The organism is Brevundimonas sp. KH_060 (assembly GCF_057838275.1).
Genome location: NZ_CM174463.1, coordinates 1,112,481 through 1,126,955, shown reverse-complemented (window position 1 = coordinate 1,126,955; position 14,475 = coordinate 1,112,481). Strand labels below are relative to the sequence as shown.

Genomic DNA, 14,475 nt, shown 5'->3' with positions numbered 1-14,475 from the left:
CCGGTTGCCTTTAGGACTCGACATGTCGCCAGTCGCCTTGCTGTTCGCCCTCGCCTCCCTGTCCCCTGCCGACACGGCGGCGCCCGACGCTCCGCCTCAATCCACGCCCGCCCAGACGGCGACCCCGGTCCCGCAGGAAGAGCTGGACGACGGCGCCTATGACCTGGGCACGCTGGAGACCGTCACCACCGCCCGGCGCGGCGCGGCCCTGGGCGACTATGAGCCCGAACTGACCCTCGACGAGGAGCAGATCAAGGCCTACGGCGCCAGCAGCATCGAAGAGCTGATGACCCTGCTGGAGCCGGTGACGCGCAGCTCGCGCGGCGGCTCGCCTGTCTTCCTGGTCAACGGACGGCGCATTTCGGGCTTCCGCGAGATTCGCGGCATCCCGCCCGAGGCCATCGAGCGCACCGAGATCCTGCCCGAAGAAACCGCCCTCTCCTATGGCTACAGCGCCGACCAGCGGGTCGTGAACTTCGTGCTGAAGGCCGACTTCCGCTCCGTCACCATGCAGGCCACCGCCCGTCGTCCCGACCAGGGCGGCCGCACCATGACCGACCTGGAAAGCAACATCCTGCGCATCTCGGGCAAGCAGCGTTGGACGCTGGACCTGGAGTACGAGCGCGACACCCCCCTGTTCGAAACCGAACGCAACATCACCCGCGACGGCGTTCCCTACGACCTGATGGGCAATGTCACCGCGCCCGGCGGCGGCGAGATCGACCCAGCCCTGTCGGCCCTTCTGGGCCAGAGCGTGAGCACCGCCTCGGTCGGGGCGGGTGCGGCAGGCGGCGCCGCCCTGTCCGACTTCGGCGTCGGGCCGCGCACTGACGACCTGACCGCCTATCGCACCTTGGCGCCCAAGCGTGAGAACAGCTCCATCTCCGGCTCCCTGGTGCGCGACCTGAACCAAACCATGTCGCTGACGCTCAGCGGCGAACTGGAGGACACCTCTAGCTTCTCCTACCTGGGCCTGCCGGGCCTCAACCTGGCCCTGCCCTCGGCCAGCCCCTATTCGCCCTTCGCCGGCGACGTTCTGCTGCACCGCTATATTGATGCGCCGGGCGCCATGGGACGGCAGACGGACACCATGTCGGGCCAAATGGGCTTCCTGGTCGACGGCTATCTGGGCGACTGGCGCTGGACGGTGAACGGCGGCTACGACCGCACCGAGACCAAGACTCGCACCGGCCGGGGCCTCAACGACGACGCCCTGCAGGCGGGCGTGACGGCGGGAACCATCGACCCGTTCGGCGATCTGGGCCAGTTGCCGACCAACCCGTTCGACACGGCGCGCTCCATCTCCAGCAAGACCAGCGTCGAGGGCGTCATCAACGGCACGGCCTGGGAAGGCCCGGCCGGATCGCTGACCTCCACCTTCAAGGTCGGCTTCGACAGCCAGTCGCTGGACTCCGAGACCCTGCGCTTCTCCGAGGAGCAGCAGGCCAGCGTCTTCTCTGAACGCTCCCTGTCGCGCGACCGGACCAGCGCCTCGGGCAACTTCAACCTGCCGATCGCCAGCCGCGACCGCGAGGTGTTTGGCGCGCTGGGCGACCTGTCGGCCAATCTGAACCTGGCCTATGAAGACCTGTCCGACTTCGGCGGCCTGTCGGCTTATACGGTCGGGCTGAACTGGTCGCCGTGGGAGCCGGTCAACTTCACCGCCAGCTGGGCCGACGAGCAGAAGGCCCCGTCGATGTCGCAGTTGAACGACCCGACGCTGTCGACCCCGAACGTGCCGGTCTACGACTTCGCCACCGGCCAGTCGGTCAACATCATCCGCATCGAGGGCGGCAACCCCAACCTGTCCGAAGAGACCAAGCGAGTCCTGAAGTTCGGCGTCAACCTGACCCCGCTGAAGGACAAGGATCTGCGCTTCACGGCCAACTACACCCGGACCGAGACGGAAGGCTCCATCGCCTCCTTCCCGACCATCACGCCGGAACTGGAAGCCGCCCTGCCCGAGCGCTTCACGCGCGATCTGAACGGCAACCTGCTGTCGATCGACGCCCGGCCGCTGAACTTCCAGAAGGCCGAGCAGCAGGAAATCCGCTGGGGCCTGAACTTCTCGACTGCCTTCGGCAAGCCCGATCCCGTCGCCATGGAGCGTATGAATGCACGCAGCGGCGGCGGCCAGCGCGGGCCCGGCGGCGCGCCGACCGTCATGCGTGTCGAGGGCGGCCCGCCTCCGGGAGGACACAACGCGGGCGGCCCGCCCCCTGGCGGCGGAATGCGGATGCAGTCAGGCGGCGGGCGCAACCGGGGCGGCGGCATGATGCCGGGTCAGGGGCGGTTCAACGTCTCGCTGTATCACACCTATCGCATCCAGGATGAGATCACGATCCGCGACGGCCTGCCGGTGCTCGACCTGCTGGACGGCGCCGCCATCGGCGCACGCGGCGGCCAGTCCCGCAACGAGGTCCAGCTGCAGATGGGCGCCTTCAAGAGCGGTATGGGCGGCTTCCTGAACGCCACGTGGAAGGAATCCACCCGCATCAACGGCGGCGCCTCGCCCGACGACGACCTGAGCTTCTCGGACCTGACGACAGTGAACCTGAACCTGTTCGCCGACCTGTCGTCGCGCGAGAACCTGGTCTCCCGCTATCCGTGGCTGAAGGGCGCCCGCGTCAGCGTCGGCGTCGAGAACATCTTCGACCAGCGCTTGAAGGTCCGCGACGGCCTGGGCGAAACGCCGCTGTCCTATCAGCCCGACTACCTCGACCCGCTGGGCCGGACGTTCAGGATCAGCCTGCGGAAGATCCTGTACTGATCAATGAAAAGGCCCGGTCTCACGACCGGGCCTTTGTCTTTTAGTGATCGCCCTTCGGCGTCTCCATCAGTTCGATCAGCACCCCGCCCATCTCCTTGGGATGCAGGAACACCACCGGCGTGCCGTGCGCGCCGATGCGGGGCTCGCCCGTGCCCAGAATGGTCACGCCCTTGGCGCGCATTTCGGCGATGGCCGCGTGGATGTCGGCCACCTCGAAGCAGACGTGGTGCTGTCCGCCCTTGGGGTTCTTGGCCAGAAAGCCGGTGATCGGGCTGGTCTCGTCGAACGGCTCGATCAGTTCGATCTGGGCCGTCGGCGTGTCGATGAAGCAGACCTTCACGCCCTGCGCGGGCAGGTCGAACGGCTCGCCGATCTTCGTCGCGCCCAGCACGTCGCGATACAGCTTGATCGACTCGGCGATGGAGGGCGTGGCGACGCCGACGTGGTTCAGATTGCCGATCACTTCTTGGTCTCCACAGGCGTGGGCTGGGCATAGCCCAGGCGCTGATTCAGCTTTTCGATCAGGTCCACAGCCGTCTCGGCGATCACCGAGCCGGGCGGATAGACTGCCGCCGCACCCATATCGAGCAGAGGCTGCACATCCGACGGCGGGATGACGCCGCCGACCACGATCATGATGTCCTCGCGCCCCAGCTTGGCCAGTTCGGCCTTCAGTTCGGGCACCAGCGTCAGATGCCCCGCCGCCAGCGACGAGGCGCCGACCGCGTGGGCGTTCTTCTCGACCGCATCCTTGGCCGCCTCGGCGGGCGTCTGGAACAGGGAACCGGCCGTCACGTCGAAGCCGATATCGCCGTAGCCGGTGGCGACGACCTTCTGGCCCCGATCGTGGCCGTCCTGCCCCAGTTTGGCGATCAGGATGCGCGGCGGGCCGCCGTCGTTCTCGACGAAGGCCGCGACCATTTCGCGGGCGCGGGCGATCTTGGGATCGTTCCCGGCCTCTTTCGCATAGACGCCCGAGACCGTCTTCACCGTGGCGATGTGGCGGCCGAAGGCGGCCTCCAGCGCGTCAGAGATTTCGCCGACGGTGGCCTTGGCGCGGGCGGCCCGCACCGCCAGCTCCATCAGGTTCTCATTGCCGCGCGCGCCCTCGGTCAGGGCGTCGAGCGCGGCTTGCGTCGCCGCCTCGTCCCGCTCGGCCTTCAGGCGTTGCAGCTTCTCGATCTGGCGGGCGCGCACCTCGGCGTTGTCGACCTTCAACATCGGAATGTCGTCGACCACGGGGTTCAGATAATTGTTCACCCCCACGACCGTCTGCTGGCCGGTGTCGATACGAGCCTGAGTCTTGGCGGCGGACTCTTCGATCCGCAGCTTGGGGATGCCCGCCTCGATGGCCTTGGCCATGCCGCCGTAGGCCTCGACCTCTTCCATCAGGGCACGAGCCTTTGTCGCCAGCTCCTGCGTCAGGCGCTCGACGTAGAAGCTGCCGCCCCAGGGATCGATGACGCGCGTCAGGCCCGTCTCGGCCTGCGCCAGAATCTGCGTGTTGCGCGCGATCCGGGCCGAGAAATCGGTCGGCAGGGCCAGCGCCTCGTCCAGCGCATTGGTGTGCAGGCTCTGCGTCTGGCCGCCCGCCGCCGCCATGCACTCGACCATGGTGCGCGGCACGTTGTTGAACACATCCTGCGCCGCCAGCGACCAGCCCGAGGTCTGGCAGTGGGTCCGCAGGGACAGCGACTTCGGATTGACGCCGCCTTCGCGCTTGACCGCCTCGGCCCACAGCAGGCGGCCGGCGCGCATCTTGGCCACCTCCATGAAGTAGTTCATGCCGATGGCCCAGAAGAAGCTCAGGCGCGGCGCGAAGCGGTCGATCTCCATGCCCGCCGCCTTGCCCGCGCGCAGGTATTCGATGCCGTCCGACAGGGTGTAGGCCAGTTCGATGTCCGCGGACGCCCCCGCCTCCTGCATGTGATAGCCGGAGATGGAGATGGAGTTGAACTTGGGCGTTTCCTTCGCCGTCCACTCGAAGATGTCGGCGATGATCCGCATCGAGGGCGCGGGCGGATAGATGTAGGTGTTGCGGACCATAAACTCCTTCAGAATGTCGTTCTGAATGGTCCCGGTCAGCTTGGCGTGGTCGACGCCCTGCTCCTCGCCCGCCACGACGTAGAGAGCCAGGATCGGCAGCACCGCCCCGTTCATCGTCATGGACACTGACATCTGGTCCAGCGGAATGCCGTCGAACAGGGTCCGCATGTCCAGAATGCTGTCGATGGCCACGCCCGCCATGCCGACGTCGCCCTTCACCCGCGGGTGGTCCGAGTCATAGCCCCGGTGGGTGGCCAGATCGAAGGCGACAGACAGGCCCTTCTGACCGGCGGCCAGGTTGCGGCGATAGAAGGCGTTGGACTCCTCGGCGGTCGAGAAGCCCGCATATTGGCGGATCGTCCACGGCGCGCCCGCATACATGGTCGGATACGGCCCGCGCACGAAGGGCGCGAAGCCCGGCAGTCCGTGGATGAAGTCCAGCCCGTCCAGCGCCTCCGGCCCATAGGCCGTCTCGACCGTCAGCCCCTCGGGCGTGGTCCATGCCGCGCGGTCAGGCCCGGCGCCGGTCGCGCCCAGATCAAGGGCGACCTTGGAGAAATCAGGAAAGCTCATTGAGCGGCCTCCTCGAAGGCGGCGGCGAAGCGGACAGGCGCCAAGGCCTCGAACGCACCGGCGACGTCGGGTGCTGCGGGCGCGGGCGTCACCGGCGCCGAACGCACGTCCGGATCGACGAATTTGGTGACGCCGATGATCTGGGCGGCGCCGTCCTTGATGGCTTTTTCGGCCATATCGCGAGCGCGGGCGATGCGAGGTTGGATCACCCCGCCTTCCAGACAGGCGATCACGCCGCCTTCAGCCTCATAGACCTGAAACTCGGCCCAGGCGGCCTCGGCCAATTCGCGCGTGCGGGCGTCCAGATACCAGGAACCGCTTGCCGGATCGTCCACGCGGCCCAGGTTGGATTCCTCCATCAGGATCAACTGGGTGTTGCGCGCCTGACGCTTGGCGAAGTCGTCCGGCAGGCCCGCCGCGCGGGTGAAGCCGTCCAGCACCACCGCATCGGCCCCGCCCACGGCCCCGGCGAACCCGGCGGCGGTCAGGCGCAGCATGTTCGGCCACGGATCGCGCGCCGACAGCATTCGCCGCGACGAGCGCGCCTCGATGATCGCCGGAACCTCGGCGCCGAACGCCTTTGAAACGCTGGCCCAGACCAGGCGCAGCGCACGGATCTTGGCCAAAGAGTCGAAATAGCTCTGATCCACAGCCGCGCCCAGAACCACGCCCTTCAGCGCCGCCTCGGCCGACAGACCCGCTTCAACGGCTGCCTTCACATAGGCCACCGCCGACGACGCGGCGAAGGCCAGTTCCTGCGCGATGGAGCCGCCCGCCTCATGCGCTGCACGACCCGACGCCATGAACAGCGTCGCCTCGGGATAGGTCGCGGCATGGGTCGCCGCCGCCTTGGCCGTCTCAGCCATGACAGCTGCGAAATCGCCCGGCGCCCCGCCCGCCTCGGCATAGGCCGAGATCGGATCGAGGTGGAAGGCCAGCTTGGCGCGGGGCGAACCCTTGGCGACCGCCGACAGGGCCTCGGCCGCCCTCACGCCCTCGAACCCGGCGTCCAGCGCCACCGGCGCCAGCTCCAGCGCCACGCCGTCCAGCGCGCGCGCCAGTCGGCCCGCGTCCGCCGCCACCGGCCCGGCGATCAGAACGGAGGCCGCCCCATTCTCCAGATCGGTCAGGATGGCGCGGTTCAGGGCGTCAGCGTCCTCGCCCTCGTTCAGCGCCCGCACGTCCCACGCCCGGCCTTCGGAATCCGAGGGCCGTGGCGCGAACACCGGCTCGCCGCCGTTCGCCGCCCCATACAGCGGTTTCGTCGCCAGATGATCCGCATCCAGATGGATGAGGCTCTCCAGCGGACGCTCCTTCAGCGCCTTCACGGCGGCTTCGCGCCACTCCAGCGGGGTCGGGACGGCGAACTCGGTCATTTACTCGAACTCCACCAGCACGTCGTCGGCCGCGACCGGATCGCCGGCCTTGGCCTTGACGGCCTTCACCTTGCCGTCGCGTTCGGCCTTGAGGATGTTCTGCATCTTCATGGCTTCGATGATGGCCACGGTCTCGCCGGACTTGACCTCCTGCCCCTCGACCACGGGGATGTCGACCACCAGCCCCGGCATCGGCGACAACACCAGCTTGGAGGTGTCCGCCGCCTGCTTTTCGGGCAGCAGGGCGTAAAGGTGCGCCACGTCGGGGCGCAGCACGCGCACCCGCGCCTTGGCCGCGCGGTGGCGGATGTCGAAGCCGTCGGCGGCGCGCTTCACCTCGGCGGTGAAGGCGTCGTCGTCCAGCACCGCCTTGAACAGCGACAGACCCGGACGCCAGTCGATCTCCGACAGGGAAATCTCTTCGCCGTCGATGGCGACGATCAGGTCTTCGGCCTCGTCATAGCTGACCTCGACCTCATAGGCCGTCTTGTCGATCAGGACGGTCCAGTCGGTGCGCTCGGTGGGGTCGCCGTCCTGTTCGGCGATGACCTCGTTCATGGCCACGGCCGAGGCGATCAGGATCTTCACCTGCTCGGCCGACGGCGCCAGACCGTGGAAGCCCTCGGGGAACTCGTCCTTGATGTAGCTGGTCGACAGTTCGCCGGACTGGAAGCGTTCCTGATCCATGACCGCCGCCAGGAAGGGCACATTGTGGCCCAGACCCGCCAGATGGGTGTCCTCCAGCGCGCGGGCCATGCCGCGCACGGCGTCCTCGCGCGTCTCGCCCCAGGCGCACAGCTTGGCGATCATGGGGTCGTAGAACATGCTGATCTCGTCGCCCTCGCGGACGCCGGAATCGTTGCGGACCGTATAGTCGCCCTGATCGCCCTCTTCCGGCTGCTCATAGCGAACCAGACGGCCGATCGACGGCAGGAAGCCGCGATAGGGGTCTTCGGCGTAGATGCGGCTCTCGATGGCCCAGCCGTTGATCGACAGGTCGTCCTGCTTGATCTCCAGTTGCTCGCCCCAGGCCGAACGGATCATCTGCTCGACCAGATCGACGCCGGTGATCAGCTCCGTCACCGGATGCTCGACCTGCAGACGGGTATTCATCTCCAGGAAGAAGAACGACTTGTCCTGACCGGCGACGAACTCGACCGTACCCGCCGAGTCATAGTTCACCGCCTTGGCCAGGGCGACGGCCTGCGCCCCCATGGCGGCGCGGGTGGCCTCGTCCAGCAGGGGCGACGGCGCCTCTTCGACGACCTTCTGGTTGCGGCGCTGGATCGAGCATTCGCGCTCGAACAGGTGGATGACGTTGCCGTGCTTGTCGCCCAGCACCTGAATCTCGATGTGGCGCGGGTCGACGATGAACTTCTCAAGGAAGACGCGGTCGTCGCCAAAGGCGTTCAGCGCCTCGGCCTTCACGGCGGCGAAGCCCTCGGCCATGTCGTCGTCAGAATGGGCGACGCGGATGCCCTTGCCCCCGCCCCCGGCCGAGGCCTTGATCATGACCGGATAGCCGATCTCACGCGCGATCTTCACCGCCTCGTCCGGCGTTTCGATCAGGCCCATGTGGCCCGGCACGGTCGAGACGCCCGCCTCGGCGGCGAACTTCTTGGACGTGATCTTGTCGCCCATGGCGTCGATCGCCTCGGGGTTCGGCCCGATGAAGGCGATGCCCTCGGCCTTCAGCCGCCGCGCAAAGCTGGCGTTTTCCGACAGGAAGCCGAAGCCCGGGTGCACGGCCTGCGCCCCCGTCTGCTTCACCGCGTCCACGATCTTGTCCTGGATCAGATAGGACTGCGCGGCGGGCGACGGGCCGATGTGCACCGTCTCATCGGCCATCTCGCAGGCCAGCGACCCAGCGTCAGCGTCGGAGTAAACCACCACCGTCTTGATGCCCATGCGACGGCAGGTCTTGATGACGCGAACAGCAATTTCGCCGCGGTTGGCGATCAGAATTTTATCGAACATTTCTGGGCCTTACAGCGGGATGTTGTCGTGCTTCTTCCAGGGATTTTCCTGGGTCTTGTTCTTCAGCGTCTTCAGCGCCTTGATCAGGCGACGGCGGGTGCCGTGGGGCATGATGACGTCGTCGATGTAGCCAAGCCCGGCCGCCACGAACGGATTGGCGAAGCGTTCCTTGTATTCAGCCTCGCGCGCCGCCAGGGCCTCAGGGTCGCCGGCCTCCTTGCGGAAGATGATCTCGACCGCGCCCTTGGCGCCCATGACCGCGATCTCGGCGGTGGGCCAGGCGTAGTTGACGTCGCCGCGCAGGTGCTTGGAGCTCATGACGTCATAGGCGCCGCCATAGGCCTTGCGCGTGATGACCGTCAGCTTGGGCACGGTGGCCTCGGCATAGGCGAATAGCAGCTTGGCGCCGTGCTTGATCAGGGCGCCGTATTCCTGCTTCGTGCCCGGCATGAAGCCCGGCACGTCAACGAACGTCACCAGCGGGATGTGGAAGGCGTCACAGAAGCGCACAAAACGCGCGGCCTTGCGGCTGCTGTCGATGTCCAGCACGCCCGCCAGCGTCTGGGGCTGGTTGCCGACGATGCCGACCGGCTGGCCGTCCAGACGACCGAAGCCGCAGATGATGTTCTTGGCGAAGTCGGCGCCGATCTCGAAGAAGTCGGCCTCGTCGACCGTCTTCAGGATCAGTTCCTTCATGTCATAGGGCTGGTTCGGATTGGCCGGGACCAGAGTGTCGAGGCTGGCCTCGTCGCGATCCGGCTCGTCATAGGTTTCGCGGACCGGCGGCGTCTCGCGGTTCGACAGCGGCAGGAAGCCGATCAGGCGGCGGACCTCAGACAGAGCTTCCAGATCGTTCTCGAAGGCGCCGTCGGCGACACCCGACTTGCCCGCATGGACGCGGGCGCCGCCCAGATCCTCGTGGCTGACGACCTCGTTGGTGACCGTCTTCACCACGTCGGGGCCGGTCACATACATGTAGGACGTGTCCTTCACCATGAAGATGAAGTCGGTGATGGCGGGCGAATAGACGTCGCCGCCCGCGCACGGTCCCATGATGACCGAAATCTGCGGGATGACGCCCGAGGCCAGGGTGTTCTGCAGGAAGATGTCGGCGTAACCGGCGAGGCTCTCCACCCCTTCCTGAATACGGGCGCCGCCTGCATCGAACAGGCCGATGATCGGCGCGCCCGCCGTCAGGGCCATCTTCTGGATCTTGACGATCTTGGCCGCGTGGGCGCCCGACAGCGAGCCGCCGAACACCGTGAAGTCCTTCGAGAAGACATAGACCAGACGGCCGTTGATGGTGCCACGCCCGGTGACGACGCCGTCGCCGGGGATGCGCTGCTCGGCCATGCCGAAGTCGTGGCTGCGGTGCTCCACGAACATGTCGGTCTCTTCGAAGGAGCCTTCGTCCAGTAGGACGCCGATGCGTTCGCGGGCGGTAAGTTTGCCCTTGGCGTGCTGGCTGGCGATGCGCTTCTCACCCCCGCCCAGCTTGGCGGCGGCGCGACGGCGCTCGAGTTCCTCGAGGATGGCCTGGCTCATGGTTGGAGCGACTCCCTGACTTCGTTCAGGGTCCAACAAGCCGCTTCATCGCAGAAAGGCAATCGCAACTTTGCAAAACCTGCGTAAGTGCGTAAGCCTGCCAAGGCGGACAGGCGTTTTTGCAAAGTTGCAATGCCCAACAACCATGGCTGAAAAACTCTACCTCGGGACCAAGGTCCGCAAGCTGCGCGAGACGCGCGGCTGGACGCTGGAGCAGTGCGCCGGGCGGCTGGCGCTGTCGCCGTCCTATCTGTCGCAGATCGAGACGAACCAGCGCCCGGCCACGGCGCGGGTGCTGATCGCCCTGACGCGCGCCTTCGACGTGGACGCCAGCCTGTTCGATCTGGACGGCGACGCCCGCCTGATCGCCGACCTGCGCGAGGCGACCACCGACGTCGCGGGCCACGCCGAGGCGCCGACGGCGGGCGAACTGAAACAGGCGGCCATGAACGCCCCCCGGCTGGCGCGGCAGTTCCTGGCCCTGCACCAGGACTATCGCCGTCTGGACGAGCGGCTGAAGACGCTGAACGAGACGCTGGGCCGCGATGAACACGCCGCCGACGCCGCCCCCGCCCTGCCTTATGAGGCGGTGCGCGACTTCTTCCACTATCGCGACAACTACATCGACGCCCTGGACCGGGCGGCGGAAGATCTGGCCGCGCGGCTGAACCTCGGCGACGGCGTCCACCCTGAGCGCGAGCTTGAGGCCGCCCTCAACGACCTGTGCGGCGTGCGCGTCGCCACGGGTCAGGGGCGCGGCGCCATGAGGCGTTTCGATCCGGGCGCGCGCATCCTCTATGTCGACGCCAGCCTGCCGGGCGCCACCCGCGCCTTCCAGATGGCGCACCAACTGGTGCGTCTGCGGTTCGAGGACCTGATCGAGCACGAACTGGACCGCGCCGCCTTCGACATTCCCGCCGCGCGCGACGTGTGCCGGGTCGGTCTGGCCAACTATGCGGCGGGGGCGTTGCTGCTGCCCTATCGCGCCTTTCTGGAGGCGGCGCGCGAGTTGCGGCACGACGTGGACCGCCTGCGCAACCGCTTCCACGTCAGCTTCGAACAGGCCTGCCATCGGTTAAGCACGCTACAGAGGCCCGGCTGGCGCGGCGTGCCCTTCTACTTCGCGCGCGTGGACATGGCGGGCAACATCACCAAGCGGCACAGCGCGACGCGTTTCCAGTTCGCCCGCTTCGGCGGCGCCTGCCCGCTATGGAACGTGCATGAGGCGTTCAGCGCCCCGGACCGCATTCTGGTCAATCTGTCGGAAATGCCGGACGGCGCCCGCTACGTCTGCCTCGCCAAGAGCGTGTCCAAGCCGGGCGGGTCGTTTCTGGAGCCGGATCGGCGCTATGCCCTGGGACTCGGGTGCGAGATCGAGCACGCGGCCCAGCTGGTCTATGCCGACGGGCTGGACCTGAACGGCCCGCCGACGCGCATGGGCGTGAACTGCCGCATCTGCGAGCGGACGGACTGTACCCAGCGGGCGTTCCCGCCGATCGACCGGACGCTGGTCGTGCCGGAGAATGAGCGGGGGGTGATCCCCTATACGCTGAGCTGACCCTCTCCCCACGCAGGGCAGGGAGAGGGAAAATCAGCGTCAGCCCATCGTCGGGATGACGAAGCTGGAGTCCGCATGCTCCAGATCGCTGTCGGGCCAGCGGGCCGTCACGGTCTTGGTCTTGGTCCAGAAGCGGACGCCTTCCATGCCGTGCTGGTTGATGTCGCCGAAGGCCGAACGCTTCCAGCCGCCGAACGAGTGATAGGCCACCGGCACCGGGATCGGCACGTTGATGCCGACCATGCCGACGTTGACGCGGGCGGCGAAGTCGCGAGCCGCGCGGCCGTTCTGGGTGAAGATGGCGACGCCGTTGCCGTACTGGTGCTTGCTCGGCAGGCTCAGCGCCTCCTCGAAGCTGGCGGCGCGCATGATCTGCAGCACCGGGCCGAAGATCTCTTCCTTGTAGGATTCCATCTCCGGCTTCACGTGGTCGAACAGCGACGGGCCGATGAAGAAGCCCTTCTCGTGGCCCTGCAGGCTGAACTCGCGGCCGTCGACGACCAGTTCGGCGCCTTCTTCCACGCCCTTGTTGATCCAGCCCAGAACCTTGTCCTTGTGGGTCTGGGTGACGACGGGGCCATAGTGGGCCTCGGCGTCGGTCGAGACGCCGACGCGCAGGTTCGGGATTTCCGAGACCAGACGCTCGCGCAGTTCATCGGCGGTGCGCTGACCGACCGGCACCACGACCGGCAGGGCCATGCAGCGTTCGCCGGCCGAGCCGTAGGCCGCGCCGGTCAGATCCTTGATGACCTGATCCATGTCGGCGTCAGGCAGGACGATGCCGTGGTTCTTGGCGCCGCCCATGGCCTGGACGCGCTTGCCGTGAGCCGCACCCTTCTGGAAGACGTAATGGGCGATGTCCGACGAACCGACGAAGCTGACGGCGTGGATCAGCGGGTGTTCAAGGATGGAGTCGACTGCCACCTTGTCGCCGTGCACGACGTTCAGCACGCCCTTGGGCGCGCCCGCTTCCATCATCAGTTCGCCCAGACGGACTGGCAGGGACGGATCGCGCTCGGACGGCTTCAGGATGAAGGTGTTGCCCGCGGCGATGGCCACGCCGAACATCCACATCGGGATCATGCCGGGGAAGTTGAACGGGGTGATGCCCGCGACCACGCCCAGCGGCTGGCGCATGGAATAGACGTCGATGCCCGGACCGGCGCCATAGGTGTATTCGCCCTTCGAGGCGTGCGGGATGCCGCAGGCGAACTCGATCACTTCCAGACCGCGCTGGATATCGCCCTTGGAGTCGGCGATGACCTTGCCGTGCTCGCTGGACAGCAGCTCGGCCAGTTCGTTCATGTTCGCCTCGACCAGGCGCTTGAACTCGAACATGACGCGGGCGCGGCGCTGCGGGTTGGTCGAGGACCAGCCTTCAAAGGCGGCCTGCGCCGACTGAACCGCGCGGTCCAGTTCCGACGGCGTCGCCAGTTGGACGCGGGCCTGAACCTCGCCGGTATTGGGGTTGAAGACGTCGCCGAAGCGGCCCGACGCCCCATCAAAAGCCGCACCGTCGATGAAGTGGCGAATATCGCGCATTGAACGTCTCTCCCGATGATTATGGTTCTTCGTGAGCCTGCCCTAGCAGAGCGGGCCGGTCAGGCCCATTGCAATCTTGCAGGTGATGATGTGCATATCTGCATATGTTCGACTGGGATGATCTGAGGGTGTTCCTGGCGGCCGCCCGCGCCGGGTCGCTGGCCACGGCGGCGCAACGGCTGGGCGTGGACGCGGCCACCGTCGGGCGACGCGTGGCGCGGCTGGAGACAGCGCTGAAGTCGACCCTGCTGGTGCGCTCGGCGGCCGGTCTGCACCTGACGGCCACCGGCGCCCAACTGCTGGAGCGGGCGCTGGACGCCGAAAGCGCCATGGAGGCCGCCGGGCGCGTCACCCAGCCCGACCTGATCGCTGGCGCCGTGCGGATCAGCGCCTCTGAAGGCTTCGGCGGCGCGGTGCTGGCCCCCGCCCTGCCCGGTCTGCTGGCCGCGCATCCGGGGTTGAACGTCGAACTGGCGGCCAGTTCCGGCTTCCTGTCGCCCAGCCGCCGCGAGGTGGACATGGCCATCACCCTCAGCCCCGCCGCCGGGCCGCGCCTGATCGTCGAGCCGCTGACGACCTATCAGCTGGCTCTCTACGCCGCGCCCGAACATCTGGAACGCCACGGCGCCCCTCAGAGCATCGATGACCTAAACCGCTTCGACATGGTCGGATACGTCGACGACCTGATCTATGCGCCCGAGTTACATTATCTGGACGAGATCCGTCCGCACCTGCGCCCGCGACTGGCCTCTTCCTCGATCCGGGCCCAGCGGGACATGGTGGCGGCGGGCGGAGGCATCGGCGTCCTGCCCTGCTTCCTGGCTGAGGGATTGACGCGGGTTCTGGCGGACGAAGTGCTGATCGAGCGCCGCTTCTGGCTCAGCACCCACCGCGAGGTTCACGGCACGGCGCGACTGAAGACGGTTCGCCGCTGGATCAAGGCCCTGTGCCGGGACCAGGCCCTGCGCCTGACCCCCACGCCGGCGTCCCCGCCAAGACGCGCCGAGGGGTGACCATATTTTACATTTTACATTGCTCTAAAGCTGAGCAACCGGGGCTATGACTCCAGCGTTCTCCCCGGAGCTGCG

The 14,475-nt window shown here is 67.2% G+C and carries 9 protein-coding genes; 3 read left to right on the top strand and 6 right to left on the bottom strand.

Annotated elements, in window-relative coordinates; all coding sequences use genetic code 11:
- Positions 1-22: 22 nt before the first annotated feature.
- Complete coding sequence (locus tag AC3IPP_RS05510; RefSeq protein WP_489150642.1) at positions 23-2,770, top strand: TonB-dependent receptor; 2,748 nt, start codon at positions 23-25, stop codon at positions 2,768-2,770.
- A gap of 40 nt (positions 2,771-2,810) precedes the next feature.
- Here AC3IPP_RS05510 and mce read toward each other — a convergent pair whose 3' ends face one another.
- The 5 genes from mce to AC3IPP_RS05485 are packed head-to-tail and all read right to left on the bottom strand — an operon-like array spanning position 2,811 to position 10,287.
- A complete protein-coding gene (gene mce, locus AC3IPP_RS05505; RefSeq protein ID WP_119411722.1) occupies positions 2,811-3,233 on the bottom strand; it encodes a methylmalonyl-CoA epimerase in 423 nt (140 codons plus the stop codon).
- On the bottom strand, positions 3,230-5,389 hold the full coding sequence (gene scpA / locus AC3IPP_RS05500; RefSeq protein ID WP_489150641.1) for a methylmalonyl-CoA mutase: 2,160 nt from the start codon (positions 5,387-5,389) through the stop codon (positions 3,230-3,232). The genes mce and scpA overlap by 4 nt, the downstream gene beginning before the upstream one ends.
- Positions 5,386-6,765: a methylmalonyl-CoA mutase family protein gene (locus AC3IPP_RS05495; RefSeq protein WP_489150640.1), complete on the bottom strand. Its 1,380-nt coding sequence runs from the start codon at positions 6,763-6,765 to the stop codon at positions 5,386-5,388. Before AC3IPP_RS05495 ends, scpA begins: the two co-directional genes overlap by 4 nt.
- Positions 6,766-8,742 (bottom strand): acetyl-CoA carboxylase biotin carboxylase subunit, encoded by a 1,977-nt coding sequence (locus tag AC3IPP_RS05490; RefSeq protein WP_489150639.1) that lies wholly within the window; start codon positions 8,740-8,742, stop codon positions 6,766-6,768.
- Between the two features lie 9 nt (positions 8,743-8,751).
- Positions 8,752-10,287 (bottom strand): acyl-CoA carboxylase subunit beta, encoded by a 1,536-nt coding sequence (locus AC3IPP_RS05485; protein ID WP_087140222.1) that lies wholly within the window; start codon positions 10,285-10,287, stop codon positions 8,752-8,754.
- Positions 10,288-10,432: 145 nt separating this feature from the next.
- Between AC3IPP_RS05485 and AC3IPP_RS05480 the strand changes: the two genes are divergently transcribed.
- A complete protein-coding gene (locus AC3IPP_RS05480) occupies positions 10,433-11,845 on the top strand; it encodes a short-chain fatty acyl-CoA regulator family protein (protein ID WP_489150638.1) in 1,413 nt (470 codons plus the stop codon).
- A gap of 39 nt (positions 11,846-11,884) precedes the next feature.
- On the opposite strand, the gene AC3IPP_RS05475 is transcribed toward AC3IPP_RS05480, so the two are convergent.
- Positions 11,885-13,387, bottom strand: coding sequence for a CoA-acylating methylmalonate-semialdehyde dehydrogenase (locus tag AC3IPP_RS05475; RefSeq protein WP_003165585.1), 1,503 nt, complete (start codon positions 13,385-13,387; stop codon positions 11,885-11,887).
- A gap of 104 nt (positions 13,388-13,491) precedes the next feature.
- Between AC3IPP_RS05475 and AC3IPP_RS05470 the strand changes: the two genes are divergently transcribed.
- Complete coding sequence (locus tag AC3IPP_RS05470) at positions 13,492-14,400, top strand: LysR family transcriptional regulator (RefSeq protein WP_489150637.1); 909 nt, start codon at positions 13,492-13,494, stop codon at positions 14,398-14,400.
- Positions 14,401-14,475 lie beyond the last annotated feature (75 nt).

Excerpts from the sequence above, each read along its gene's own strand:
- AC3IPP_RS05510 (WP_489150642.1), top strand. The coding sequence starts at position 23 with ATGTCGCCAGTCGCCTTGCTGTTCGCCCTCGCCTCCCTGTCCCCTGCC.
- scpA (WP_489150641.1), bottom strand. The coding sequence starts at position 5,389 with ATGAGCTTTCCTGATTTCTCCAAGGTCGCCCTTGATCTGGGCGCGACC.
- AC3IPP_RS05495 (WP_489150640.1), bottom strand. The coding sequence starts at position 6,765 with ATGACCGAGTTCGCCGTCCCGACCCCGCTGGAGTGGCGCGAAGCCGCC.
- AC3IPP_RS05490 (WP_489150639.1), bottom strand. The coding sequence starts at position 8,742 with ATGTTCGATAAAATTCTGATCGCCAACCGCGGCGAAATTGCTGTTCGC.
- AC3IPP_RS05485 (WP_087140222.1), bottom strand. The coding sequence starts at position 10,287 with ATGAGCCAGGCCATCCTCGAGGAACTCGAGCGCCGTCGCGCCGCCGCC.
- AC3IPP_RS05480 (WP_489150638.1), top strand. The coding sequence starts at position 10,433 with ATGGCTGAAAAACTCTACCTCGGGACCAAGGTCCGCAAGCTGCGCGAG.
- AC3IPP_RS05475 (WP_003165585.1), bottom strand. The coding sequence starts at position 13,387 with ATGCGCGATATTCGCCACTTCATCGACGGTGCGGCTTTTGATGGGGCG.
- AC3IPP_RS05470 (WP_489150637.1), top strand. The coding sequence starts at position 13,492 with ATGTTCGACTGGGATGATCTGAGGGTGTTCCTGGCGGCCGCCCGCGCC.